The sequence below is a fragment of the Halobacteriovorax sp. RZ-2 genome, assembly GCF_043196685.1.
Lineage (GTDB): Bacteria > Bdellovibrionota > Bacteriovoracia > Bacteriovoracales > Bacteriovoracaceae > Halobacteriovorax_A.
In genome coordinates this window covers 245,139-270,689 of sequence record NZ_JBEBMR010000004.1, presented here as the reverse complement: position 1 = coordinate 270,689, position 25,551 = coordinate 245,139, and the positions used below count along the sequence as shown (strand labels likewise).

Genomic DNA, 25,551 nt, shown 5'->3' with positions numbered 1-25,551 from the left:
TTAATTTTAACCAACTTGACGTGCTTTGCCAAAAATTATCAATACATAAATTCGTATTTCGAGTATAATTTTTTTATGAACAGAGTTGATATAGAAAACTTCAGGAATAAAAAGACTGCCCTGGTTCTTTCGGGCGGTGTCGTTAAAGCTGCCGCATGGCACCTTGGAGTAAGTTGGGCACTTCACGACCTTGGGTTTACATTCAAGCATAATCATTCTGATGTAAATTCTGATTATGAAATCTCAACTTATGTTGGTTCGAGTGCAGGGGCCCTAATCAGTCTCTTTTTGGCCTCTGGCCATTCACCACTTGAAGTCATTGAAGCTTTTATTCATAAAAACAAATCTGGTTTGAAGCCAATTACATACAAGGACATGCTCTCTTTAAAGAGACCTAGTCTAAAGCCTCACCATCCGAATCTCTACGATCCACTGGATGGCTTTCCACTTGTTATCAAAAGTCTTTTAAAACCTATTATGACAGTTTCGGGACTTTTCTCTACACAAGGGTTACACGATTACATTATAGAAAATATCATTAAGTCAAATAACTTCGATGATTACGATGCAGATCTCTTTATCATTGCTACACAATTAGATAATTCAAGAAAGACTATCTTTTCTCGCTATAATTATCCAAATCCTGGCCATGACCCAACAGCTCATTACTATACAGATATACCAATAGCTGAAGCTGCAACTGCTTCTATGAGTGTGCCGCCTTTTTATAGTCCGTACCCAATTCATAATACGGTAACAGATACTACTGACTTTTATATTGATGGTGAAATTCGTGAAACTCTTTCAACTCACGTTGCTGTTGATAATAATTGTGAGTATATCATTTCAAGTTGGACTCATACACCTTATCATTACCATGATGAGATTGGATCCCTTGCAAACTATGGCCTTCCAGCAATTTGTACTCAAGCTATTTATCTGATGATTCAAAAGAAAATCGTTGATTCAAGAGCAAGGAGAATTGCGGCCCAAGATATTATTGATACTGTAAATCAGTATATGCTCAACGAAAAATTCAGCAATGAGCAGCGACGCCATATCACTTCAATTATCGAAAGAAAGCTTAACTTCAATCCTGACGTCAAGCTTATCGATATCTATCCAAAGCATGATGATTACAATCTCTTCTTTGCTGATATTTTCAGCTTAAACCCTAAAAAGATGACTAAGATGCTTGAAGCTGGCTACAAGCGAACAATGGAAATATTTAATAATAAAGAATACGAATCTTAGAAATTTAAAGAAATAAAAAAGGCCCACATAAGTGGGCCTTCATATTTAAAATCTTTTATTGATTAAAGATCAAGTGGAACTGAAATTCCAACTAGGATTTCTTTTCCATCAAAGTCCGGGAAACCACCTGCACCATCGTAGCTCATTGCACGGTACTCTAAGTTAAGTGATACAAATGGAAGCATTGTGAAACCAACACCAACAGCAACTCCTGAACCATCAAAACTTGCTCCTGATGCTTCAATATCAGAAGAGAAGTAATAACTTGCATATCCTCTTAAAAGAATTGGAAGATCAACTGCTACGAATACACCTAGATTAGTAGTATCAGCATCAACATCACCTGTTGCATCATCAATAGTATATGAACCCATATTGTAATCAAGTCCAAAACTTACAAGCATTGGAAGTGAATAACCTAAACGACCACCGATATTTGTACCAGTAGTATCATCACCATCAGTATCACCTAGAATATTATAAGCTAGGTATGGCTCAACATAAATTCCAGCTTGTGCTTGGAAACCAGCAATCATAATCATCATTGCAACTAAAATCTTTTTCATACAATCTCCTCATAAGATAAATCTAGTAATATTCTCTCAAACTAGATATTTTCAATAATATATAATCCTTCAGTACAGAAACTTTGGGTGTATTGAATATTGCCTTCCCCAGAGTCAATTTTCGTATTCATAATCCCGTAATCATGGGAGATCACAAATACCTTCTCCGTAAGTCCTGTTATTTCGGCACTAACTGTTCCATCCTTGTCCATATAGTAAAAATCATAAGAACCGGATGGCCGCTGTGACGACATATAAGCTTCAAAACCAACTAACGGATTATTCAAATTAATTTGAATAACACATGCACCATTATCGGCCCGATTTTGAAAGAGCTCTTTTAAGTAATCAATATACTCAATAGATGGAATCACGACTTTCTTAATATCGTTGAATCCCACAAAGACCGAGTTCTCTTTACCAACTTCAATATAGTGTTTAAAACTGGCATCCCGCAATGGGGTAAGAATTTTATAGCGATTAAGCCCAACTTTAGAAGCCGAAATTTCACGGTTAAAGTAGCGAATATCATTATCGTTCAAGTTCAAAGACTGCAGTGTCTTAGCTGCAAGATTTTCTTCATAAACAGAAAAATTAATGGCCTTCGCATCTAAGAGTAAAGGTGCCTCATATGTAATTTCATCTTGTACAAGATGGATAATTTTTTGTGCAACCTTGCCCTTAAAGTCCATATACTTAATTAAATGATTTCCTAATTCAACATCGAGGTAGAGCTCGTAAACAAAGGCATCTCCAGGATCGACTTCTTTAAAGTTTCGATTAAGAAAGACCTTCTTTTTAAAGCTACCCATGAAAGTAGATGTATCGATCTTATCACCAAGATCCACTAAAATATGGGCCCCTGTCTCTTCTTTGACTTTATTCTTTTCTAATATCTTGAAAAGATAATCACCATTAATAACAGGAATATCAAAGGTCGTATCGCTGCGAGCACTTAACTCAAAATTTGTTCTAATAATTCCCTGGGCAGCAACTGAACCCCGAAAAGTTGAAAAGCTATCATCGCTAGAAATTGGTATAGTAATTTCCCCCATCCCAGCATCAGTAAATAATTCATTTAAATTATAAGTAGGAACTAAGTCGAAATCCGTTAAATTATTCTTTGAAATACCCTTAGGCCCAAACTCACGTAACTTTACTTTGAAATTTGAAACTGATTTCTTCTTACGTGCAGCTGACTGAATAAAGCTTGAAAAATCGATGACTGGTTTATAATTCTTAGGTTTTCCTAATGCTGTTGGCTTAGCTTTAACAATTGGTGCTTTCGTTAAAGCAGAAGGGTTCTTAAGAGCTTCTTTCTTGCCTTTATTATCGCCGTAAGAAAAGAAAACGAGTTCTTCCCCATCTTTGATATTACCACTTACCTTAGCACCTTTTTGAACCCCAGAACTTGCCATAACAATTTCATCAGATTCAACATGACCTTGATAAGCGATCGGTGGGACAAAACGTTTATGTAATTCAAATGTTTCTTTAACATCGAAACTCTTAGGCTTAAGAGTAACTATATCTCCGCCACTTAATGCATACGCATTTGCTAAAAATAAAGAAATGAAGAGATAAATAAACCTAATAATCATTAGCTCTATTTTCTCACTATTGGGATATTTAAGACTAAAGGGGCAGAAATTGCCGGGTGAGTTCTAATTGGCAAAAGAAAGGCCCTGTTTCCAGGGCCTAATCTATTATTTCGAAATTTGCTTAACTAGTTGTAATCTAAGTTCCGCTCTATCAAGCTTACGACGGTACTTAACTAATTCTTCATCAGTTAGTGTTCCTTTCAGCTTTTCACGAGCGTAAATTAGTGCATTTGTAGCTCTTTCCTCATCAATCTGACAATCTTCTTCAGAAGTCATAGATAGGATAGTAATTTGGTCGTTTAAAACCTTTACGATACCGTTAGTAACAGTAAAAAATCTTTCAGAATCATCACCGTGTACAGCAACGCTACCAGTAGCTAGCTTCTCAACAATGTGAGTGTGACCATCAAGAACTTCAATCTCACCCTTTAAAGTAGGGATGAAAACTGAGTCTGCTGGTACGTTCTTCGCAACAACTGAGCTAGGCGTTAGAATATTTACAACAAAGTTACTCATTTATTAATCCTTTGCTTAAGTTCCACAGGCTTTTGGCCCATGGAACCTACTACTTAGTTATGCGTCTTTCTTAAGTTGTTCCCACTTTTCATATACCATGTTTAGGTTACCAACAAGGTAGAAAGCTTGCTCAGGAACTTCATCACATTCACCAGCTAAGATAGCTTTGAATGCTTTGATCGTATCGTTGATATCAACGAATTGACCTGGGATACCTGTAAACTGCTCAGCAACGAAGAATGGTTGAGAAAGGAATTTCTCAATCTTTCTTGCACGACCAACAAGTACTTTATCTTCTTCAGAAAGTTCATCCATACCAAGAATCGCGATGATATCTTGAAGTTCCTTATATCTTTGAAGGATCTGTTGAACTGAACGAGCAGTATCATAGTGATCATCACCAAGGATAGCTGGAGATAGAATTGTTGAAGATGACGAAAGTGGGTCTACCGCTGGGTAGATACCTTTTTCAGCAATTGAACGTGAAAGTTCTGTAGTCGCATCAAGGTGAGCGAATGTAGTTGCTGGAGCCGGGTCAGTATAGTCATCGGCAGGTACGTATACAGCTTGGATAGAAGTAATCGAACCATCTTTAGTTGAAGTAATACGCTCCTGCATAGCACCCATCTCAGTACCAAGAGTTGGTTGGTAACCTACGGCAGATGGAATACGTCCAAGTAGTGCAGATACCTCTGAACCAGCTTGTGTAAAACGGAAGATATTATCAACGAAGAATAGTACGTCTTGTTTTTCTTCATCACGGAAGTATTCCGCTAGAGAAAGACCAGTAAGAGCAACACGTGCACGTGCACCTGGTGGCTCATTCATCTGACCATATACTAGAGCTGTCTTATCGATAACTCCTGATTCTTTCATTTCTTCGTAAAGGTCGTTTCCTTCACGAGTTCTTTCACCAACACCTGCGAATACTGAGAAACCACCGTGTTGAGTAGCAATGTTGTTGATAAGTTCCATAATAAGAACTGTTTTACCAACACCAGCACCACCAAATAGACCAATCTTTCCACCTTTTAGGTATGGAGCAAGAAGGTCAATAACTTTAATACCAGTAAAGAATGGCTCAAGTTTTGTTGATTGATTTTCAAATGATGGAGCTTCTCTGTGGATTGAATAAGATTTCTTATTACCTAATTCACCAGCTTCATCAATAGCCTCACCAACTACGTTGATGATACGACCAAGACACTCACGTCCTACAGGCGCTTGAATTGGAGCACCAGAGTCAGTAACAACTAAACCTCTTGAAAGACCTTCTGTTTGGTCCATAGCGATCGTTCTAACAACGTTATCACCTAGGTGAGTTGCAACTTCAAGAACAAGGTTATTTTCTTTGTCGTTGATTGTTGAGTTTGTAACTAAAAGGGCGTTATAGATTTCCGGTAAATTTCCATCAGCAAATTCAACGTCTACAACAGGACCCATAACTTGACGAATAACACCTTTTGCTTGTGACATTCTACGCTCCTTAACCATTGAGGGACTCAGCACCAGATACAACTTCAATAAGTTCAGTCGTAATCGCCGCTTGTCTCAATTTATTCATTTTAATAGTTAGTGTTCTAATTGCATCTTTACAGTTTCCAACGGCACTATCCATTGCTGACATACGTGACCCATGCTCTGCTGCTGTAGCATCTAATACTGCAGTCCACATTGCACTTGTGTATGCTTCTGGGATAAGGCCATCTAAAATATTTTCAGCACCAGGGTTGTATCTGAAATCAAACGGATACTTTTCCTTTAGCTCATCTCTTTCAGATGAATCAAGAGTCATTGGAAGTACTTGTTTAACAGTTGGTTCAACCTGGATAGCAGAATGGAAGATATTGTAAGCAATACTTACCTTTCCTACTTCACCAGTTGCGAAAAGCTCAGAAAGCTTAGTCGCAATAGTTTGAACTTCGTGAAATTGTGGTTCTGTTCTTTCAAAACCATAAGTTTCACCTTCATTAACAAGTTTCACAACAAGTTCTTTTACTTTAGTACCGATAAAGTGAACTTCAAGGTTGTTAGTATCTTCATGGTTTGCAAGATAAGCTTTAACAGCTTTTGCAAGACCTGAGTTATAACCACCACAAAGACCTTTATTTGAAGAGATTACAAGAAGTACTTCTTTCTTAGATTCGTTATTATTTAAGAAAGAGTGATTGTAACCTTCAACTAAAGCAGAAATTGTCTTAATTGAATCTTCTAATTCATTTGCATAAGGACGCGCATTCAGAATAGCATTCTGAGCCTTGTTTAGCTTTGCAGCTGAAACAAGTTTCATAGCTTCCGTAATCTTTAAAGTACCCTTAGTACTTTTGATTTTCTTTTTAAGATCCTTAATATTTGCCATTATGGCTCCTCAATTAATTAGTAGTTCTTACTTGCAATAAATTCTTTAATTGCAGTTGCTAATTTACCATCATTCTCACCAGAGATTTGTTTCTCTGATCTTAGTGAACTCATAAGATCTGAGTGAGAAGTATTTAGGTGATCTAGAAGATCTTTTTCAGCATCTCTTACTCTATCAACAGGTACTGAGTCGAACATACCTTTTGTACCAGCGTATACAGATACAGTTTGGTCGATAACATCAAATGGAGAATATTGTGCTTGTTTAAGTAGCTCAACAAGTCTCTCACCTTTTGAAAGTTGTTTTTGAGTCGCTTCATCTAGATCTGAACCGAAAGCCGCGAAAGCTTGAAGTTCACGGTACTGAGCAAGATCAAGTCTTAGAGTACCAGCAACTTTTTTCATTGCTTTAATCTGAGCAGAACCACCAACACGTGATACCGAGATACCAACGTTAACGGCCGGACGGATACCAGAGTTGAAAAGGTCACCTTCTAGGAAGATCTGACCATCTGTAATCGAAATTACGTTTGTTGGAATATATGCAGAAACGTCACCTTCTTGAGTTTCAATAACTGGAAGTGCAGTTAGTGAACCAGCTCCTAGGTCATCTGATAGTTTCGCTGCACGCTCAAGTAGTCTTGAGTGACAGTAGAAAACGTCCCCTGGGAATGCTTCACGTCCTGGTGGACGTCTAAGAAGAAGTGAAAGTTGACGATAAGCTTGTGCTTGTTTTGTTAAATCATCATAAACGATTAGTGCGTGCTTACCGCTATCTCTGTAGTACTCACCCATAGTACAACCAGTATATGGTGCTAGGTACTGAAGTGGTGCAGAGTTAGAAGCAGTTGCAGATACGATGATTGTATAATCAAGAGCACCAGCTTCTTTTAGTTTTTGTTGTACTTGACGTACTGTTGAGTTCTTTTGACCAATAGCTACGTAGATACAAACAACATCTTTACCTTTTTGGTTGATGATTGTATCGATTGCAACAGCAGTTTTACCCGTCTTTCTGTCACCAATGATAAGCTCACGTTGACCACGTCCAATTGGGATCATAGCGTCGATCGCTTTAATACCTGTTTGAAGTGGCTCATGTACAGATTTTCTACCTAGAATACCTGGAGCTTTAATTTCAACACGTCTAGTGTGTTCAGAAACGATTTCACCTTGTCCATCAATTGGATTACCAATAGCATCAACAACACGACCTAAAAGAGCGTCACCTACTGGTACTTCAACGATCTTTTGAGTTCTTTTTACTGTTGAACCTTCTGTGATTTTTGGATCATCACCAAGAATAGCAACACCAACGTTGTTAGTTTCTAGGTTTAGAACCATACCTTTTGTACCTGTAGCAAATTCTACAAGCTCTCCGGCCATTACGTTTTTAAGACCGAAAACTCTAGCAACACCATCACCAACAGTAAGAACTGTACCTACTTCGTCTACTTGAAGTTTAGTTTCGAAGTTAGCAATTCTGTCTTTGATAATGCTCGTAATTTCTTCTGGATTCATTGACATCATTTACCTCTACAATAATTGGCCATTAGCCATTTATAATTGATTCTTTTAAAGTATTAAGTTGTTTATCTACAGATGCATCGATTTGATAGTCTTCAACTGTCACACGAACACCTGCTGTAATTTTTTCGTTTTTTGTATAAGTTAACTCAGGTTCTGATCCAAGTTGTGACTTAATAAAAGACTTAATCTTATTAAGTGACTCAGTATCAATTGAATCTGCATTACCTTCAATTGTTCCTCTCATGAAACCTTTTTCATGATCATCCATAACGATAACTTCTTTAAAGATTAGAGGTAGAATACCAATTCTCTTTTCTTGAAGTAGGAAATTAATAAATGATTTTACAACTTGAGAAAGCCCTAACTTTGCTAATACATCATTTAGAACAGAAGCTTTTTCCTCAACAGTAAATACATCTAGAAACATTACGTTTTCTAAATCATTACTTGCATTGATTACTTCTGTAAGAGCAGTAAGCTCTTGAGCTGTATTAATATTAGACTCTTTACCTAGGCTGAAAATCGCTTTTGCATACGCTTTGGCTACATTCTTTTCTTTCATCTTACTAACCCTAGAACTATAGTCTTGAAATTAAATTGCTTGTTGCTTTATTGGATAATGAACTATCTGAGTGAATTTTATTCTTTGTTTTAGAAATTACTTCATCTAATAGCGATTCATTAAGTTGCTTAAGCATCATCTTCTTTTCAGATTCTAATTTGTGTGAAGAATCTACTTCCATTTTTTCCATTGATGCTTTGATTTCTTGAACGTAAGTTTCTTCGAACTTATCACCATCATTTTTTGCGTTAGTGATAATTTGTTCTTTCTCACCTTCGATATTATCTAGCTTTGCTTTTGAAGCTGATAATACTTTTTCTGCTTTTGCATCTTTCTCAGCTGCATACTCTACAAGATCCTTAATTGAATCTGCTTTTTCTACAAATGAGTTCTTCATGAAAGGGATAATTTTCCATGCCATGAATCCAAAAACAATTGTGAAGTTAATTGCAGGAACTAGTAGGTCTGATAAATGACCACCGTGGTACTCACCACCAGCTGCAAATACGATATTACTAAAAACTAGAGCTAATAATAATTTCATTTAGTATCCTTATAATTTTAATGACTACTGTACAATTTTATCAACTAGAAGTGATGAAAGCTCATCAGCATCTTTCATGATAGCAACTTTCTTCTCTTCTAATTCTTGAGAGTATTTTGCTTTTTCTGAGTTAGCTTCTGTTTCAAGCTTATTAGCAAGTTCTTTTACCTTAACTGCTTCACGCTTAGTAACTTCTTCTTTCTTATTTTGAATTAAGTTGAAAGCTTCAGATTGAGCGCCTTCAATTTTTGACTTATATTCATTTTCTAGCTCAGTCGCAAGACGTGTCTTTTCGTCAGCACCAGATTCCATTTTAGTAGTTTTTGCTTCACGGTTCTCAAGAACTTCTTGAAGCTTAGACCAGATTAGGTTTCTTGTTACAAAGTAAAGAACTGTAACGATGGCCAATTGAATGAAAAAAGTAGAGTTGATACCTAGAGAGTTTAATACTGTATTGATAGTATCCATTAGTGACTACCCCAAATTGTGTAATAAGATTGGTTAAAAGTTCACTAATAATTAAACTTTATCTGGCCTATCGTCAAGATAAACCGCTTTTTTCTGAATGATTGTTAATATTTATTTAAGTTGTAAATAATCAAATTTATTTAATTATTTCTCGTCGTGCATCTTTGTTGTACCGTGGAAAATAACGCCGTCTTCCACGATAAGCGAAGGCGTAGTGATAGTCCCCTCGAAGCGAGCTGGCTTAATAATTTCAACGCGAGATGTCGCCTTAATGTCACCTTTTACAATTCCACTAATCATAATTACGTCAGCAATAATGTCTGCATTTATTACAGCGGCCTCGGAAATAATTACCGTATCATTTGAAAAGATAGTTCCGTTCACAATTCCCGCAATGCGCCCTACACCGTTTAGTGTGATATTACCCTCGAGCTTACACCCGTCTTCGATAATCGCTGCCATTGTTCCTTGTGTCATAAATCTACCCTTTCCGTGGCTGGTTCTATAGGACCATATTTGATTTAAATTTTGGTTCTATAGGACCGGCCATCAAGACTGGTCCCATAGGACCAATAAAACATTATCTATTTAAAAGTAAGTATTCAAAAATATCATTAAATTCGGCTTCATTAGAGAATTTAAGTACAACTTCTCCTCCACCGTTTTTATTTGTTTTAATACCGAAATGATAACCAGTTTTTTGTTCTAGTTTTTCACGGTACTGTGACATTTTTCCATTAAAAAAGTCGAAGTTCTCTTCTTCTTTGCCAACTTTTGTTGGTCTCTTCGCTGACTTGATTAATTTTTCAGTTTCACGAACTGATAGATTATCAAGAGCTGCTTTATTTGCAATACGGATACAATCTTCTCTTTCTTTCACACCAGCTAAAATCTTAGCGTGTCCAAATGAAAGTTGATCCTTTTGAATTAACTCAACAACATCGCGTGGTAACTTAAGAATTCGTAGGAAGTTAGCTACTGTAGATCTTTCCTTTCCTACTTTCTTTGCAACTTCTTCTTGAGTTAAGTTGAAGTCTTCCATTAGTGCAAAGTAAGCTAGAGCTTCTTCTACACAATTAAGATCAGATCTTTGAACGTTTTCAATGATCGACATAACCATCTTTTCACGATCAGTTGCTCTTTTAATAACAACAGGAACTTGTGTAAGACCGGCAAGTTTAGAAGCACGAAGTCTTCTCTCACCAGCAACAAGTTCATATCCATTATCGGCCTTAACAACGATTAGTGGTTGAATAACTCCGTTTTCTTTAATTGAATTAGAAAGCTCATGAAGCTCTTCTTCTTTAAAGATCTTTCTTGGTTGGTTTGGGTTTGCATGAATAACTGTAATATCAAGCATTGAAGGATTAGTTTCTACTTGTACAGCTGGAGTTGTATTAAGTACTGGTTTTGTAGGAGCTGGATTATCTGCTGCTACTTTTTGAAGATCAGAAAAAGCTGCTTGAGCCTTTGATGCTTTGGAAGCACCTTGAGTGCCACCAAGTAATGATCCCATTCCTTTTCCTAACGCCATTTTCTTAGCCATTGTCTCTTCCCCTTACCTATTGAATATTACCAGCTAGTGAACCATCGATTTCATTAGTCGAAGGAACCTGAGGTAATTCATTTTGAATTTCTACTGATTGTGCACGATCTTTAATAATAAGTTCTTTAGCTAGTGATAAGTAAGCTTCAGAACCTTTTGATTCAATATCGTAAAGGATAATTGGTTTACCAAAAGATGGACACTCGGCGAGTTTTACATTTCTAGGTATTACCGATTGAAATACTTTTTCGCCGAAGTGCCTTCTAATCTCTTCTGCAACTTGCTTGTGAAGAGATGCTCTCCCATCAAACATAGTAAGGACGATTCCGTCCATTTCTAATGTAGGATTTAAATTTGCTTTAATAAGTTTAACTGTGTTTACAAGTTGTGCCAGACCTTCCATTGCAAGGTATTCAGTTTGCATTGGTACAATAAAGCTATGAGCAGCGTTTAACGCGTTCACAGTTAAAAGACCAAGTGAAGGAGGACAATCAATTAGGATATAGTCGTAAGAATCCATTACTGGCATAAAAGCTGTCTTAAGCTTTGATTCTCTAGCGAATTCACTTACTAACTCAATCTCTGCTCCAGATAAGTTATTATCAGATGGACAGATATGAAGATTAGGTAATTCAGTTTCGTAGATACATTCACGAATATCTGTTTTACCAATCATTGCATGATAGATATTGCTTCCATTATGCTGCGCTGAATCAAGCCCTAAACTAACACTACCGTTACCCTGAGGGTCTAGGTCAATTACCAGAGTTTTTTTCTCGGCTACTGCAAGGCAGGCAGCAAGGTTAATTGTAGTAGTTGTCTTACCAACACCACCCTTCTGATTCATGAGTGCAATAATTTTAGCCATTTATGTCTCCCAAAAGATATAGTTGTTACTATATTTTTAAAGAAATGAAGACAAAGTGACAAGTTGTTTATTTTTATTTTTTCTAAAACTTGTGATTTCTGTTCCACGTAGAACATTCTTATTACGTAAGGCAATCATCATACGGCCTTCAGTATTTGGAATGTCGACAAGGGTCTCTTCAACTATCTCCCACTTATTTCCAAGCCAATCCAGATCTTCTAATTCATAGAAGTTAGGCCCTTTGTAGAAGATCACGTTTACAGTCTTATCAGTGATAATTAATGGGAGAAGATTTTGTATCGTTGATACGGCCTTGAATGTAATAGTACAGTCGCGATCAAAATATACGTTCTCAAATCTTTGATGATAAGTCTTAACATTATCAAGACCGATGGCCTCAGCAATCTGGTTAACTACCTTCGACTTCTTCCCTCTTGCTTCAAAACCAATATACTTCTTATCTGGATTTAAACTAGCAAGTGGTAGTAATGGAAAGCCTCCGCCAAAACCAATATCGACATGGATCTTCGTCTTGTCATAGATCTTCTTAAGTGAGGCTACGTTTTCGATAGGTTTAACACTATCTACATATTGCTTATCAAAAAACTCTTCTGGTGTATTAATTCTTGTTAAGTTAATTCCTGCAAAAGGACCATTGATTTGTTCTAAGTACTTTTGGCAAAACTCTGTATCTTTCATCATAAAATATTACCTGCTACATAGGCTAAGGTTGCAGGACGAATCCCTACTATTCTTTGTAATTGGCCAAAACTTTCTGGCTTTATTTCTGTTATACGTTGGCGGCATTCAAATGAGATATTCTCACTTGCTACTAATACCTTCCAATCAACTGGTTTCTTACTCAAACGATTAATCTTTGCATTCTCTACTAGTGCACGATCAATATAACCTTCGTATTTAAGAGAGATAGCTACCGTACGAATAACATTCGGATCGAAGGCCATATTATTCTCATTTAACTCCGCTGCTAACACATCAACAGGATTTAAATGTGCCCTCTTTGATAACTCAGCAAGAGTTATATTTGAATTAAGAGGTCCATAGCCTTTTTCAGTGAAATAGTCTTTATTATTTGGGTTGGCCTTATATGTATAATTCTTAGCTACATTCCATATGATATTAAAGCTTCTTTCAAAGGATTCTTGGTATTGGTCAACATCTGCATATAATCCTAGTTGTTGACGATACTTTTTCATACGTAGAATTGTATTATCTTCTCTTACATAGAGACGGTTTTCATTACGTGCAGTAAATAGTCTATAAGGCTCATCTCTCTTATTTGAAACAAGGTCCTCTACCATAACTCCAATATATGAATCCTCGCGATCTAAAATAAACTTTTCTGCACCAATAGCTGATCTTGCAGCATTAATTCCTGCAATCAAGCCTTGTCCAGCGGCCTCTTCATAACCTGAAGTACCATTTACTTGTCCTGCGAAATAGAGTCCTGGTATTTCTTTAGACTGAAGTGTTCTATCCAGACATGTTGTATCGACTACATCGTATTCAACAGCGTATCCATAGATAGCAATCTCTGCTTTCTCCAGGCCTTCGATTGTGCGAATAAAGTCTAGCTGTATCTCACGAGGAAGAGATGTAGAGATACCATTTGGATAAAACGTATCTAATTCTAGTGATTCTGGTTCAACAAAGACGTGGTGAACATCCTTATCTTCATAACGATAAGCCTTATCCTCAATAGAAGGGCAATATCTAGGTCCAACACCTTTAATCTGACCATTAAAGATAGGACTTCTTTCTTTATTATCGCGTATAATCCCCAGGGTCTTTTCATTCGTTTTAGTAAGGTGGCAAGACACCTGTTCAACAAATCTTTCGTTTAAATCATGCCCAAAGTGGAAGTTTACTGCAGTGGGATCACTTTCCTGTTCAACCATCTTAGAAAAATCGATTGAATCTCTCTTAAGACGTGCAGGAGTTCCTGTTTTAAACCTAGTCTTAAGTGCTGATACACCTACAAAGATATTCTCAAGAGAGTCGGCTTTTAGACAGTCGACACGACCACCATCTGATTGCTCTTCTCCTGTATGCATCTTCCCAGCTAAGAATGTACCTGTCGTAACAACGATCTTCTTTGAAAGATACTCACCTTCAGCTGTTTTAATAAGAAAAGAGTCTTGATCTTTACTTACCCTCTCTACCATCTCACGAATAACAGTTATATTATCATTCGAAGCAACTTCAGCTTCTGCGTTCCTAGCGTATACTTCCTTATCAATCTGTACTCGAGTTGACTGTACAGCATAGCCCTTCGATTCATTAAGGGTACGATATTGGATAGCACTTCTATCCGCAAGTTTACCCATGATACCGCCAAGGGCATCTATCTCTCTTACAACCTGACCTTTACCTACTCCACCCACTGCTGGATTACATGGAGCCGATGCTATGCTCACACCAGGCATTGTTACGATTGCAACTTTTAAATCAAATTGAGCGGCAGCCCACGCAGCTTCAAGACCTGCATGTCCTCCACCAATGATGGCAACATCAAACATATTAATTCCAATTCTACACGTGTTCCACGTGGAACTTTTGCCATAATTTGTTCTACGTGGAACAAAAGGCGCAGTTCTAATAATAAAGTTCTACGTGGAACATTTAAGCTATATTTTAAGAAAAATCAATGGTTTATATATTATTTACCTATGCAGAAGTTGGTAAAGATATGTGTAAGAGTGTCGTCTGGACTAATAATTCCAATAAGTTCTGCGGTTTTCTTTTCAAGAATCGAAACTTCAGATGAAATGATAGCAATATCGTCTAAGTATTTAATATTATTAGAAAAATCTGTAAATTTTCCATAAATATCATTGATAACAACACGGTGTCTTTCGATTGAAATAGGATCGCTATTACGTAATTTCAAATACTTAGATAATATATCCTGAGTGATTAACTCTGTTATATGAGCTGGTTCTATAGGACCAGTATTCTGATTCATTTCAGATTTTGCCCCTGTAGGACCAGAAATATCTTTTGGTTCTATAGGACCATTCTTGTGGTCTGCCCCCATAGGACCAAGATCTTTTTCAACTGGTTCTATAGAACCACTTTGTGTATCTGGTCCGATAGGACCACATATTTCTACAAGACTTCCCTCGCCTTTTGAAGTGTCGGCACTATAGTATTTAATAGCCTTTGGAAGATTTGTTTTAAATTTTTCTAAACTGATATCACCTTTGAATTCATCAAAATGTGTAAAGATTAGAGCATCAAAAAGAGTCTCTTTAATATCGTGATACTGATATTTTTCGACTTCATTAATATTCACGAGAAGTATTTTATAGAAAGCATTTTCAATTAAATTACGACTTCTTTTAATCCCCTCTTCTTCAATAACGTCAGTGGTATTGCGAAGTCCGGCCGTATCAACTAATTTAAAAGTTTCATTTCCAAGGCTGATATATTCAGAAATATAATCACGTGTGGTTCCAGCAATATCAGATACAATTGAGCGAGACTCATTTAAGAATAAATTGAATAGTGAGCTCTTACCTGCATTTGGTTCACCACAAAGAACAATGTCCGGTGACATTAAACTCTTAGCATTCACACTAGCACTTCGATGAAGTGAAGTAATATGACCACTAATATCGGCAACAGCATCATCTAGTAATTTCTGAGACTGTTCCTCCCCTACGTCTTCAGCAAAGTCGATATTAATTTCGACAGCCGCTTTCAGTTTTAAAAACTTATCGTAGAGATCTGTATATTTTTGATAAAGGCTTCCATTAAGAAGTTTAAGACCTTCATCAAGCATTAGAGAAGAAGAAGCATTTAAGAGAGCATCAAGTCCTTCGACTTGAGCAAGTGAGAGCTTCTTATTCTTTAGTGCTCGATAAGTGAATTCACCATTCTTTGCTAAACGAAAGTTACCAGAGTTAATGAATGCATTCATAATACGCTTTAAATTGAGTGTATTACCGTGTGCAGCTATCTCTAGTATATTTTCACCATTGTAACTATTAGGGCCTTTAAAATACGTAATAACGACTTCGTCTAGGAAGTTTCCTTCCTGGTCGTATAACTTAGTAAAAGTGGCCTTGCGAATTTCTAGTTTTGATAAATCTTTTTTAAAGAATGGTCCTATAGAACCAATGTCGGAAAAACCAGATAAACGGATAACCCCTATGGCCGTATTTTCATTTAGGCCAGTCGAGCAAGCGACAATAGGTAGGTCATCCGTTTCATATATCATGGTTAATTATGCTTCTGCAGTTTTGTAAACGTATAGTTGTTGTGCAATTCCCAGAATGTTTGAAACTGTGAAATACAGATTTAAACCAGCTGGAAGATCTTTCATAATGAAAATGAAAACGATCGGCATAATGTACATAATCTTCTGTTGATTTGGATCTGCAGAAGTTGAAGGATTAAGCTTAGTTTGCACAAGCATTGTAATCCCCATAATTGCAGGAAGAATATAGTACGGATCTTTTGCACTAAGGTCAGTTAACCAAAAGTAGAATGGTGAACCAACTAGTTCAACAGAGTTTGAAATTGCTTGATAAAAAGCAATGAAAATTGGAATTTGAAGAACCATTGGAAGACATCCACCAAGTGGTGAAGCACCAGATCTCTTAAATAATTCCATTGTTTCTTTTTGCTGCTTCATTGGATCGTCAGCATATTTTTCTTTAAGCTTTGCAATCTCTGGTTGAAGAACTTGCATCTTCTTCATTGATCTAAAAGACTTAGCTTGAAGAGGATAAGTAGCAAGACGAATAACAATTGTTAAAAGGATAATTGCAACACCGTAGTTTCCTACATAAGTGTAAAGCATTTGCATTGCTTTAAGAATTGGAACAGCAAAGATTCCAAAGATACCAAAATCGATTGATAGATCTAATTGATTATCAAATCCTAAAAGGTAGTCATAATTTTTTAAAGCATAAAGAACATAACCGTTGTAGTTCTTCTTACCATTTACAGTTTGGAAGAAGATCTCACCACTTTCAGTGGCCATGTAATTGATAGTTTGCTTTTCATTAAATACGTTAAAGAAAACATGGTGATTAAAATCTAGAGCAACCCACTTTAAGCTCCCCTCACCTTTCTCATCTGATTCTAAGTTATAACGATCAGTATCTATTCCCTGAACAACATACTGACGATAAGTTCTATTATCAGATTGTTTTTCAGTCGCTGACATATTGTATGAAAGTCTAAAGTCTTGGTTACCATTTAGTTGGTAAGAAAGACGGCCATCATTTTCTAATTTTAAACGAATTGAAATTTGCTTATTAAGGTCATTACCTACAACTTCATTTTCTTGTGTTTGTTCATCAAATACAAAGTTGAAATTTTGTAGATTGTTATTCGTATCAATTAACTTAAAGTTAAAAAAGTTATCTTTGTCAGAAAGCTCTTTTAAAGTCATTGAAGTTTTATTTCCAACAGCTTCACTAAAAGAAAGATCGCTATTTACTGTATAGAAAAAAGAACCTGCTTTAAGAGTTACTGAAGTTAGATTAGTAGCTTTATTTGTTTGCGTAGCAATTGGCTTCGTTTCAGATGAAGAAGTCGTTGCTGTGCCTTGTGTGTTTTGAGTTTGTACTTGTTCTTGCTTAACTGGTTGTTGAACTGGTTGGTTTGAACTGAAAAGTGCTTGCCATGTGAAAACAATTACACCAGTAAGAACAAACGCTAAGACAGTGCGTTTTTGATCATTATTCATTCTTTAATACTCCTAGAGTGTATTTTCTTAAGTGCTTAAGTATGGAGATTTTTAACACGCTATAAAGGAGTTGTTAATCTTTTATTGAATTTTTGCAAAGGCGTTCACAAGGGAATTTCGAAGATCTTCTTTGGGATTTTGTGAATTTTTAAAAAGACGATTAGAGACAACAATCATAAAGTCCTTACCGTTGTTACGGTAGGAACTCGTACGAAAGAATTCTCTAATTATTCTCTTACAAAGATTACGCTTATTAGCTTTACCGACTTTTTTGGTAACAGAAAAACCGACTCTGGAAGTTTCAGAGTTAAGACGTGATGGCTTGTAGTAAATACGAAGCCAACGATCAGTGACTACATGAGAATTTTTTCTTAAATAAGAAAAATCTTCAGTTGATAGCAGTCTTGAACTTTTATCAAAAGTGCTATCAACTGATGTCATTATTTCTTACCGTGAGAAACTGTAAGTTGCTTACGTCCCTTAGCTCTACGAGCTTTGATAACGTTACGCCCACCTGCTGATTCCATTCTCTTAAGGAATCCGTGTACTCTCATTCTTTTCTTTCTTTTTGGCTGCCAAGTTCTTTTAGACATCTTCAACCTACCTAACTATAACTGTTTAACTAAAAATTAATATTGTAAGGGCTAGTATTATACCATTTCGCATCACTGGTCAATGGCCCTGTACATAGTGCAGGCCAAAATAATTGATTTATTTGGCCATGCGTAAAAAACCCATTTTTTTATTGGCCTAGGATTTTGGGCCATGATACAAATTCTCCCCACAACACGTAATTAAAGAAAAATTGACGAGTAGATGCTCAAGGGAATCCAACATGCAGGGAAATTTTCCTTTTAATGAATTTTTAAAGAATTCTAACCCATCAAGTAATAAAATCAACAACATAGAAGATCTTGCCAATAAGAATATTATTGAGGATCCCTTCAATATTAAGCAAAATTTAAATCAATCATCATATAATAGCTCTAGCCTATCGGACGATTTCTTCAGTGCTGAAGAACTAGATATGATGAATACTGAGATTCATAACTCATTGAGATCACTAGTAAATGCGCAAAAATACGCATCTTTCTTTCAAGGTGACTTCTTCAGATTAATGAATATTGATGGTGAAAGAGCAATCTTTTCAACAACGACTAACTTTATTAAGTCATTTATTGAGAAGAATTTGGACCAAATCAGCCAAAGTATTGTAAATACGTTAGGAAAATCATATCAGATTGAGATTATTGCTAATAATAACAATAACTTAGCTCAACCTAGCCTATCACAACACTTAAATAATGGTCCTATAGAACCAACTCAAAATAAGCCTAAATCGGCCAATGAAATCTCATTTTCATTAGATCTTGAGCCAGTACAAGAAGACCTACTTTCTCAAGTAGAATCTAAGTATATCGATCACGTAAGTGACGACTACAATAATATCGTTATTGATCGAAGCAAAACATTTAAAAACTTTGTTATCGGTCCATCAAATAATATGGCCTATGCTGCTTCTGTAGCTATTGCTAAAAGTCCTGGTAAAGCTGGTAAATATCCATCGCTTTATATTCATTCAAATTCAGGACTTGGTAAGACTCACCTCTTACATGCCATGGCCAACGGTATTCACAATCAATATCCTCACTATGTTATTTGCTTAATTACAGCACGTGATTTCATGAAGGAAATGATTGAATCGATTCGCAATAAACAACTACCAGAATTCCGTTCAAAGTATTCTGATAAAGTTGATGTTCTTATGATTGATGATGTCCATGAACTTAAAGGTAAAGAAGGAACACAACGTGAGTTCTTCCACATCTTTAATGAGCTATATCAAAAAGGAAAACAACTAATCTTCACGTCTGATAAAACTCCACAAGAGATTAACGGACTAGAAGAAAGAATTAAGACTCGCCTACAATGGGGCCTAGTTGTTGATATTCAAAAACCAGATATCGAAACACGTGTTGCAATCATTAATGCTAAGGCCGATGATCTTGACCTATTCTTATCTGAAGATATTGTGAACCTAATTGCATGTAATGTTAAAAACTCGATTAGAGAGCTTGAGGGTGCTCTAATTAAGCTTTCAGCCTACTCTGACATCATGAAGGTCGATATCGAATTAGAGATGGTTAAAGAGGTTCTAGGACTTAGAGATTACGAAGACGAAAAGAAAATAACAATTGAAGGAATTGCTAAGCAGACTTCTCAGTATTTTAAAATTCCAGTTGCTGATCTTAAGTCTAAGTCACGTGTAAAAGACATTGCTAATGCACGTTTTGTGGCCATGTACTTATGTCGTAAGCTTGCAAGTGCAACACATGAAGAGATTGGTCAATTCTTTGGTGGACGTGATCACAGCTCTGTTGTTCACGCTGAACAAAAGATTTCAAAACAACTGTCTCAAGATCCGATGCTTTCTAAGACAATTATGACGATTGAAAATTCGTTATAATCCCCTACTAAATTACTGACTAGTCAACTGACTAACCAAGACATAGGCCGTGTTATTCACGGCCTTTTTTATATTCAGGATGAATAGTATGTCAGCGAGAGGCAGGAGCCGAAGCTGACGCAGTACCTTATGAATTGGCCGGCCATTTGGCCAGTCGGCCGTGGATTATTGAGTGGCCAATCCCCGACTCTATCCACGAAAAATTTGTGGAATGTTGATATTGTGACTAGTCATTAGGCCGACAAATTCACACCAGTATTTGACTAGTCAGTTTTGGTCCTACGAAATGTGAGTTATTCACGGCCCTAGACGGCCAATCCACGGCCAAGAAAATTAATTGTGAATTAATAAATCCTATTATTTCATATAGTTATACAATAAATCTAAACTTATTCACGGCCGTTAATAATATTATCGACATAAATTAAGGCCGTGGATAAAAAAGTTATCAACATGTTTGTAATTTGTGAGTAAATGACTGGCCAAAATAGGTAATTTTAAAGAAATTTTCTTGGCCAAAAAATTATTCACAATAGGCCGTGAGCAAAAATCTAATAACATGATAGTTTTGTTACAATTTTGATAATATACGAATGAATGCAAAGCACAAAAAAAAGTAGTCAACGTTTGCCAACAATGGCCAAATTGAGAAGACAAGCTAATAAAAGGGGAGTCGCCAGTTATGAACTTATCCACAGGATTATATATAATATATATATAAATATATATAAAAAGAAGAAGAGTTAAATGCTCTAGACACGCTTGCTAACTAGTGTTTTCCATTATACAACATTACAAATAATTTTCTGATAGGATTAAAAATGAAGCTTAGGGTTGATACAGATAACTTAAGAGATGCATTAAACAAAATTTTAACTGTTATTGATAAGAAGAATTCAAGACCGATATTAACATATACGTTACTAACTGTTAGCAATGATAAAATATATCTTTCAGCAACAGATCTTGAAGTATCAGCAAAGTATTCAATTAATGCATCAACTGAAGGAACAGCTTCATTCTGTATAAACGCTAAGAATCTATTTGATATATTAAAAGAACTTCCTAACACAGATATCAACATTGAGTTAGAAGATGGTGAAAATCTTCTAAAAATAAATTGTGAAGAAATTCATTATTCACTTTTAATTTACGAAGCAGATGAATTTCCTAAGTTACACTTTGGAAGCGAAAATACTTTCACTCTAAATTCAGATGATCTATTAAACTTAATCACTAAAACTTCATACGCTATCTCAAACGATGAAACGAGACTTCACTTTAACGGAATTTATTTTCAAGAAGTAGAAGGGAAGTTAAGAGCTGTATCAACTGATGGACATCGTCTGTCTCTAATTGAAAATGATATCTCTGAACAAAATAACGAAGCTCTTATCAATGGAATTATTATTCCTAAGAAGGGTGTAGCAGAACTAAGAAAAATCGCAGAAACTTATCCAGGTGCTAATCTGTTTATTTCTGTTGATGACTCATATTTATATGTAACAGCTAATGAACAATATCAACTTGGTATTCGTTTAATTGCTAGAGAGTATCCAAAGTATCAAGCAGTAATTCCTGCTAAGACAACTTACTCACTAACAGCTGATAAAGAAATCATTCAAAACGCTATTAGACGTATCAAGATTATGTCTAACGAGAAGTCTAATGCTGTAAAGCTTAAGCTTACTGAAAACCACATGACGATCTCTGCAAACCATCCTTCACTTGGTGATGCTAAAGAGACAATTCCAGTTGATTACGAAGGTAAAGAAATTGAAATTGGTTTTAATGCTCGTTTTCTATTAGATTCAATTGCAATTCTAAATACAGAAAATGTAACTTTTGAATTTAATAACGAATTTTCAGCGGTAATCGTAAGATCAAATGATATCCAAAATTATCTTGGAATCATTATGCCACTTAGAATCTAGTACTTTGAAACTTGTAAAACTTCAGGTAACAAATTTTCGAAACCTAGAACCAGATATTATTTCTTTTAATGGAAATATCAATTGTATCTTAGGTGAAAACGGAAATGGAAAGACAAATATATTAGAAGCTTTACATGTCTTAGTAACGAGAAAATCGTTTCGTAAAAACACAACTTTTCCACAGCTATTAAGTATTGATGGGGATAACCCTGAGATATTATTTTCATCGCTATTTGCTAACGATGGAGACAATATTACTTTCAGTGGAAAGATGAATCCACAAGGTTCGACTTGGGCCTTAAACGGCAAGAATACGAAAAAGAAGCTCGATGCAAAGTTAGTCTTTATCAATCCATTTGATTCATACTCTTTTTCTAATATTCCAAGCTTTAGAAGAAAGTGGTTTGATGATCATCTGTCGATGCTTAGTCGCGATTACAAGAAGGTATTAAATCAGTACAATTCTGCTCTTAGGTTTAGAAATGTACTCTTATCTAAAAAGCCTTCACAATTTCGTGATCAGTTAAATATTATTGATCGTCAAATGGCAGACTATGCGTATGAGCTAGTGGCCATGAGAAACCAATTCGTCACTGAACTTATTCCATTTTGTGAAAATACATATCGCGATATCTTTTCAGAAGATCATTCCCTAAAAATTGAAGTTGATTCTCGTTTTCATGGTTATTCACCAGAGATGATCTTTGATTATATGCAACAAAGGCTAGAAAAAGACTTAGTAGTAGGGCATACGACCTATCAAGTTCATAAAGATGACTATGTGCTTCTTTTTGATGGGATGAATGCATACGAATTTTGTTCTTTAGGCCAACAAAAAATGTCTTATTTGAGCCTCTTATTTGCCTATATAGAGCTATTTAGGTATAACTTTAACACCTATCCAATTGTACTTATCGACGACGTCTCAGGGGAACTAGACAAGGCGAGATGGGGTAGGCTGGTTAAATTTTTGGAACAACGAGAGTTCCAAGTTTTAATCACGACAGCTAATGAAAAATTTAAGGAAGAATTAGAAAAAATTAATGGCGCAAATAAGATCTATATTTCGAACGGTTCCGTTAACTAGTCTTCCAAAAATTTATATTTTTTAAAACAACACACTGACACAAGAAATTGGAAGAGAGGTTCCTTTTGGAAAATCAAGAAAATCAAGCAGGAAGTATTGGTAAGGTCGGACAAGAATATGGTGCAAGCCAGATTAGTGTTCTTGAAGGACTAGAGGCCGTAAGAAAAAGACCAGGGATGTATATTGGTGATACGGCCAATCGTGGTCTACATCACTGTGTATATGAAATTGTTGATAACGCAGTCGATGAAGCTCTTGCGGGTTATTGTAGCGAAATTAAAGTTATTATTCACGTTGATAACTCTGTAACTGTTATCGATGATGGGCGAGGGATCCCAGTTGATATTCACCCGAAAGAAGGTGTATCTGCGGCAGAACTTGTATATACAAAGCTTCACGCTGGTGGAAAGTTTAACGAAGACGGTGGAGCTTATAAAGTTTCAGGTGGTCTACACGGTGTAGGTGCTTCAGTTGTAAACGCACTATCTAAGTGGGTTAAAGTTGAAATTAAAAAGCATGGTAAAATTCACCAAGTAGAATTCAACCATGGTGTAACTAAAGAGCCACTTAAAGTTGTTGGTGAATTAGAAGATAAAACTCAAACTGGAACGTCTGTAACATTCAAACCAGATAATGAAATTTTTGAAGTACACGAATTCAATTACGATACATTAACAAATCGTTTTAGAGAGATGGCATTTCTTAACAGAGGTCTTAAGATCGTTGTTAAGGATGAGAGAACAGATAAGAATGAAACTTTCCATTATGAAGGTGGCCTTATTCAATTCGTTGAGTACTTAAACAGAGCAAAGACTGTTGTTCACAAAGAGCCAATCTATATTGCAGAATCAAGAGAAGATTACGAAGTTGAAATTTCAATGCAATGGACTGATTCATACTCAGAAGTTCTTTCTGGTTATGCCAATGCTATTACAACTCCAGGTGGTGGAACTCACATCTCTGGATTTAAAACGGCACTTACTCGTGTTCTAAATGCATATGCAAAAGATAATAACCTGCTTAAAGGAATTAAAACGAATTTAACAGGTGATGATATGAGAGAGGGGTTAACAGCAATTATTTCTGTTAAGCTTCCAGAGCTTCAATTCGAAGGTCAAACAAAAGATAAACTAGGTAACTCTGAAGTTGAAGGTATCGTTAACTCTCTAGTTGGTGATGCACTTAAGAGATACTTAGAAGAAAATCCTTCGACAGCAAAAACGATTATTAGAAAATCAGTTGATGCTGCAGCTGCAAGAGAAGCTGCTCGTCGTGCTCGTGAATTAACTAGAAGAAAGTCAGTTCTAGATATGGGTGGCCTTCCAGGTAAGATGGCAGACTGTCAGGAAAAAGATCCAGCTCTTTCAGAAATTTACATCGTAGAGGGTGACTCTGCCGGTGGTTCTGCTAAGCAGGGTAGAGATAGAAAGTATCAAGCAGTACTTCCACTAAAAGGGAAAATTCTTAACGTTGAAAAAGCACGTTATGACAAAATGCTTGGTAACGCCGAAATTAAAATGATCGTTCAAGCAATGGGTACAGGGATTGGAAAAGGTAACTTTGATATCTCAAAACTTCGTTACCACAAGCTTGTTATCATGACAGATGCCGACGTCGATGGTTCTCACATTAGAACTCTTATTTTAACTCTTCTATACCGTCAGTTCCCTGAACTGATTGAACAAGGTTATGTTTATATCGCACAACCGCCATTATATAAGTACAAGAAAGGTAAGAAAGAGATCTATCTAAAAGATGAAAAAGCTCTTGAGACATTCTTAGTTGCAAACGCAATCGAAGGTACTTCTATTAATTTCGATGGTGAAATGATTGATGAAGAAGTTGCTAAGGGATTAATCAACAAGTTTACTCAATATGATAAGACTCTTAAGTCATACGATATTCACTTCGATACTTTCTTACTAAGACACTTAATCGAAGAAATTGGGATCACAGCTGCAGATCTTAAGGATCGTTCAAAGCTTGATGGTATCGTTAATAAACTTGATGAACACTTCAAAACTCAAGAGTCTGAAACATTAAGAAATTACACTTTCTCAATTGAAGAAGACAAAGAGCATGAATCAAATCTTATTCGTATCAATGTTAAGACAACTGCTAGAACTAAGAAATTTAAATTAAGCTCATACTTCCTAGAGTCGTCTGAGTATGCAGATTTGATGAACCTATACGATGGAATCCAAAAATTTAAAGTTGGGAAATTTATCGTTAAGGGTGAAAAAGGTGATGCAAAGGAATTTGAATCACTAAGAGCATTTGCTTCTTATATTATCGATGATGCAAAACAAGGTGCTTACATCCAACGTTATAAGGGTCTTGGAGAAATGAACCCTGAACAACTTTGGGAAACAACAATGAATCCTGAAAACCGTACACTTCTACAAGTAAAGATTGAAGATACGATTGAAGCTGATTCAGTATTCTCTGTTCTAATGGGTGACCAGGTAGAACCAAGAAGACAATTCGTTGAAGAGAATGCACTTAATGTAAGAAATCTTGATGTATAA

Annotated in this window: 23 protein-coding genes; 5 read left to right on the top strand and 18 right to left on the bottom strand. The window is 36.0% G+C overall.

Going from position 1 to position 25,551, the window contains the following annotated elements; all coding sequences use genetic code 11:
- Nucleotides 1-75 precede the first annotated feature (75 nt).
- Nucleotides 76-1,254 carry a patatin-like phospholipase family protein gene (locus ABMA78_RS15645; RefSeq protein WP_392861424.1) on the top strand — a complete coding sequence of 393 codons (1,179 nt, stop codon included), beginning with the start codon at nucleotides 76-78 and terminating at the stop codon, nucleotides 1,252-1,254.
- A 62-nt stretch (nucleotides 1,255-1,316) separates the two neighbouring features.
- Here ABMA78_RS15645 and ABMA78_RS15640 read toward each other — a convergent pair whose 3' ends face one another.
- The 18 genes from ABMA78_RS15640 to rpmH all read right to left on the bottom strand — a co-directional run bounded on the left by ABMA78_RS15640 (nucleotide 1,317) and on the right by rpmH (nucleotide 18,128).
- Nucleotides 1,317-1,820: an outer membrane beta-barrel protein gene (locus tag ABMA78_RS15640; RefSeq protein ID WP_392861422.1), complete on the bottom strand. Its 504-nt coding sequence runs from the start codon at nucleotides 1,818-1,820 to the stop codon at nucleotides 1,317-1,319.
- A 41-nt stretch (nucleotides 1,821-1,861) separates the two neighbouring features.
- The gene (locus ABMA78_RS15635; RefSeq protein WP_392861420.1) at nucleotides 1,862-3,421 is read right to left on the bottom strand and encodes a hypothetical protein; all 1,560 of its coding nucleotides are present in this window, start codon (nucleotides 3,419-3,421) and stop codon (nucleotides 1,862-1,864) included.
- Between the two features lie 105 nt (nucleotides 3,422-3,526).
- The gene (atpC, locus tag ABMA78_RS15630) at nucleotides 3,527-3,937 is read right to left on the bottom strand and encodes an ATP synthase F1 subunit epsilon (RefSeq protein WP_392861419.1); all 411 of its coding nucleotides are present in this window, start codon (nucleotides 3,935-3,937) and stop codon (nucleotides 3,527-3,529) included.
- A 57-nt stretch (nucleotides 3,938-3,994) separates the two neighbouring features.
- Nucleotides 3,995-5,413: a F0F1 ATP synthase subunit beta gene (atpD, locus tag ABMA78_RS15625; RefSeq protein WP_392861417.1), complete on the bottom strand. Its 1,419-nt coding sequence runs from the start codon at nucleotides 5,411-5,413 to the stop codon at nucleotides 3,995-3,997.
- Nucleotides 5,414-5,423: 10 nt separating this feature from the next.
- Nucleotides 5,424-6,296: an ATP synthase F1 subunit gamma gene (atpG, locus tag ABMA78_RS15620; protein WP_392861416.1), complete on the bottom strand. Its 873-nt coding sequence runs from the start codon at nucleotides 6,294-6,296 to the stop codon at nucleotides 5,424-5,426.
- A gap of 17 nt (nucleotides 6,297-6,313) precedes the next feature.
- Nucleotides 6,314-7,822: a F0F1 ATP synthase subunit alpha gene (atpA, locus tag ABMA78_RS15615; protein ID WP_392861553.1), complete on the bottom strand. Its 1,509-nt coding sequence runs from the start codon at nucleotides 7,820-7,822 to the stop codon at nucleotides 6,314-6,316.
- A 25-nt stretch (nucleotides 7,823-7,847) separates the two neighbouring features.
- Nucleotides 7,848-8,387 carry an ATP synthase F1 subunit delta gene (gene atpH, locus ABMA78_RS15610; protein ID WP_392861414.1) on the bottom strand — a complete coding sequence of 180 codons (540 nt, stop codon included), beginning with the start codon at nucleotides 8,385-8,387 and terminating at the stop codon, nucleotides 7,848-7,850.
- Nucleotides 8,388-8,403: 16 nt separating this feature from the next.
- Complete coding sequence (locus ABMA78_RS15605; RefSeq protein ID WP_392861412.1) at nucleotides 8,404-8,931, bottom strand: hypothetical protein; 528 nt, start codon at nucleotides 8,929-8,931, stop codon at nucleotides 8,404-8,406.
- Nucleotides 8,932-8,955: 24 nt separating this feature from the next.
- Nucleotides 8,956-9,399: a hypothetical protein gene (locus ABMA78_RS15600; protein ID WP_392861411.1), complete on the bottom strand. Its 444-nt coding sequence runs from the start codon at nucleotides 9,397-9,399 to the stop codon at nucleotides 8,956-8,958.
- 144 nt (nucleotides 9,400-9,543) lie between these two features.
- On the bottom strand, nucleotides 9,544-9,876 hold the full coding sequence (locus tag ABMA78_RS15595; RefSeq protein ID WP_103218611.1) for a polymer-forming cytoskeletal protein: 333 nt from the start codon (nucleotides 9,874-9,876) through the stop codon (nucleotides 9,544-9,546).
- A 103-nt stretch (nucleotides 9,877-9,979) separates the two neighbouring features.
- Complete coding sequence (locus ABMA78_RS15590) at nucleotides 9,980-10,945, bottom strand: ParB/RepB/Spo0J family partition protein (protein ID WP_392861409.1); 966 nt, start codon at nucleotides 10,943-10,945, stop codon at nucleotides 9,980-9,982.
- A gap of 16 nt (nucleotides 10,946-10,961) precedes the next feature.
- Nucleotides 10,962-11,813, bottom strand: coding sequence for an AAA family ATPase (locus ABMA78_RS15585; RefSeq protein WP_392861408.1), 852 nt, complete (start codon nucleotides 11,811-11,813; stop codon nucleotides 10,962-10,964).
- A gap of 36 nt (nucleotides 11,814-11,849) precedes the next feature.
- Entirely contained in the window at nucleotides 11,850-12,515 is a 666-nt protein-coding gene (locus ABMA78_RS15580; protein ID WP_392861406.1) for a 16S rRNA (guanine(527)-N(7))-methyltransferase RsmG, read from the bottom strand.
- Nucleotides 12,512-14,353: a tRNA uridine-5-carboxymethylaminomethyl(34) synthesis enzyme MnmG gene (mnmG, locus tag ABMA78_RS15575; RefSeq protein WP_392861404.1), complete on the bottom strand. Its 1,842-nt coding sequence runs from the start codon at nucleotides 14,351-14,353 to the stop codon at nucleotides 12,512-12,514. The genes ABMA78_RS15580 and mnmG overlap by 4 nt, the downstream gene beginning before the upstream one ends.
- A gap of 140 nt (nucleotides 14,354-14,493) precedes the next feature.
- Complete coding sequence (locus tag ABMA78_RS15570) at nucleotides 14,494-16,056, bottom strand: tRNA modification GTPase (protein ID WP_392861402.1); 1,563 nt, start codon at nucleotides 16,054-16,056, stop codon at nucleotides 14,494-14,496.
- 6 nt (nucleotides 16,057-16,062) lie between these two features.
- On the bottom strand, nucleotides 16,063-17,535 hold the full coding sequence (gene yidC / locus ABMA78_RS15565; RefSeq protein ID WP_392861400.1) for a membrane protein insertase YidC: 1,473 nt from the start codon (nucleotides 17,533-17,535) through the stop codon (nucleotides 16,063-16,065).
- 81 nt (nucleotides 17,536-17,616) lie between these two features.
- Nucleotides 17,617-17,976 carry a ribonuclease P protein component gene (rnpA, locus tag ABMA78_RS15560; RefSeq protein WP_392861398.1) on the bottom strand — a complete coding sequence of 120 codons (360 nt, stop codon included), beginning with the start codon at nucleotides 17,974-17,976 and terminating at the stop codon, nucleotides 17,617-17,619.
- Nucleotides 17,976-18,128 carry a 50S ribosomal protein L34 gene (gene rpmH / locus ABMA78_RS15555; RefSeq protein WP_021267474.1) on the bottom strand — a complete coding sequence of 51 codons (153 nt, stop codon included), beginning with the start codon at nucleotides 18,126-18,128 and terminating at the stop codon, nucleotides 17,976-17,978. The genes rnpA and rpmH overlap by 1 nt, the downstream gene beginning before the upstream one ends.
- A gap of 242 nt (nucleotides 18,129-18,370) precedes the next feature.
- Here rpmH and dnaA point away from each other — a divergent pair, with 242 nt between their 5' ends.
- The 4 genes from dnaA (at nucleotide 18,371) to gyrB (ending at nucleotide 25,551) form a co-directional block, all read left to right on the top strand.
- On the top strand, nucleotides 18,371-20,002 hold the full coding sequence (gene dnaA / locus ABMA78_RS15550) for a chromosomal replication initiator protein DnaA (RefSeq protein WP_392861396.1): 1,632 nt from the start codon (nucleotides 18,371-18,373) through the stop codon (nucleotides 20,000-20,002).
- A gap of 821 nt (nucleotides 20,003-20,823) precedes the next feature.
- Entirely contained in the window at nucleotides 20,824-21,936 is a 1,113-nt protein-coding gene (gene dnaN, locus ABMA78_RS15545) for a DNA polymerase III subunit beta (RefSeq protein ID WP_392861394.1), read from the top strand.
- Between the two features lie 4 nt (nucleotides 21,937-21,940).
- Nucleotides 21,941-23,023 (top strand): DNA replication/repair protein RecF, encoded by a 1,083-nt coding sequence (recF, locus tag ABMA78_RS15540; RefSeq protein ID WP_392861392.1) that lies wholly within the window; start codon nucleotides 21,941-21,943, stop codon nucleotides 23,021-23,023.
- A 65-nt stretch (nucleotides 23,024-23,088) separates the two neighbouring features.
- A complete protein-coding gene (gene gyrB, locus ABMA78_RS15535) occupies nucleotides 23,089-25,551 on the top strand; it encodes a DNA topoisomerase (ATP-hydrolyzing) subunit B (RefSeq protein ID WP_392861390.1) in 2,463 nt (820 codons plus the stop codon).

What these genes read in the sequence shown, in the direction of transcription:
- ABMA78_RS15595 (WP_103218611.1), bottom strand. Translation starts at nt 9,876, where the DNA reads ATGACACAAGGAACAATGGCAGCGATTATCGAAGACGGGTGTAAGCTC.
- rpmH (WP_021267474.1), bottom strand. Translation starts at nt 18,128, where the DNA reads ATGTCTAAAAGAACTTGGCAGCCAAAAAGAAAGAAAAGAATGAGAGTA.
- atpC (WP_392861419.1), bottom strand. Translation starts at nt 3,937, where the DNA reads ATGAGTAACTTTGTTGTAAATATTCTAACGCCTAGCTCAGTTGTTGCG.
- ABMA78_RS15645 (WP_392861424.1), top strand. Translation starts at nt 76, where the DNA reads ATGAACAGAGTTGATATAGAAAACTTCAGGAATAAAAAGACTGCCCTG.
- rnpA (WP_392861398.1), bottom strand. Translation starts at nt 17,976, where the DNA reads ATGACATCAGTTGATAGCACTTTTGATAAAAGTTCAAGACTGCTATCA.
- dnaA (WP_392861396.1), top strand. Translation starts at nt 18,371, where the DNA reads ATGCAGGGAAATTTTCCTTTTAATGAATTTTTAAAGAATTCTAACCCA.
- atpH (WP_392861414.1), bottom strand. Translation starts at nt 8,387, where the DNA reads ATGAAAGAAAAGAATGTAGCCAAAGCGTATGCAAAAGCGATTTTCAGC.
- ABMA78_RS15635 (WP_392861420.1), bottom strand. Translation starts at nt 3,421, where the DNA reads ATGATTATTAGGTTTATTTATCTCTTCATTTCTTTATTTTTAGCAAAT.
- ABMA78_RS15585 (WP_392861408.1), bottom strand. Translation starts at nt 11,813, where the DNA reads ATGGCTAAAATTATTGCACTCATGAATCAGAAGGGTGGTGTTGGTAAG.
- yidC (WP_392861400.1), bottom strand. Translation starts at nt 17,535, where the DNA reads ATGAATAATGATCAAAAACGCACTGTCTTAGCGTTTGTTCTTACTGGT.
- atpA (WP_392861553.1), bottom strand. Translation starts at nt 7,822, where the DNA reads ATGTCAATGAATCCAGAAGAAATTACGAGCATTATCAAAGACAGAATT.
- atpG (WP_392861416.1), bottom strand. Translation starts at nt 6,296, where the DNA reads ATGGCAAATATTAAGGATCTTAAAAAGAAAATCAAAAGTACTAAGGGT.
- ABMA78_RS15590 (WP_392861409.1), bottom strand. Translation starts at nt 10,945, where the DNA reads ATGGCTAAGAAAATGGCGTTAGGAAAAGGAATGGGATCATTACTTGGT.
- ABMA78_RS15570 (WP_392861402.1), bottom strand. Translation starts at nt 16,056, where the DNA reads ATGATATATGAAACGGATGACCTACCTATTGTCGCTTGCTCGACTGGC.
- atpD (WP_392861417.1), bottom strand. Translation starts at nt 5,413, where the DNA reads ATGTCACAAGCAAAAGGTGTTATTCGTCAAGTTATGGGTCCTGTTGTA.
- ABMA78_RS15600 (WP_392861411.1), bottom strand. Translation starts at nt 9,399, where the DNA reads ATGGATACTATCAATACAGTATTAAACTCTCTAGGTATCAACTCTACT.
- ABMA78_RS15605 (WP_392861412.1), bottom strand. Translation starts at nt 8,931, where the DNA reads ATGAAATTATTATTAGCTCTAGTTTTTAGTAATATCGTATTTGCAGCT.
- ABMA78_RS15580 (WP_392861406.1), bottom strand. Translation starts at nt 12,515, where the DNA reads ATGATGAAAGATACAGAGTTTTGCCAAAAGTACTTAGAACAAATCAAT.
- ABMA78_RS15640 (WP_392861422.1), bottom strand. Translation starts at nt 1,820, where the DNA reads ATGAAAAAGATTTTAGTTGCAATGATGATTATGATTGCTGGTTTCCAA.
- dnaN (WP_392861394.1), top strand. Translation starts at nt 20,824, where the DNA reads ATGAAGCTTAGGGTTGATACAGATAACTTAAGAGATGCATTAAACAAA.
- mnmG (WP_392861404.1), bottom strand. Translation starts at nt 14,353, where the DNA reads ATGTTTGATGTTGCCATCATTGGTGGAGGACATGCAGGTCTTGAAGCT.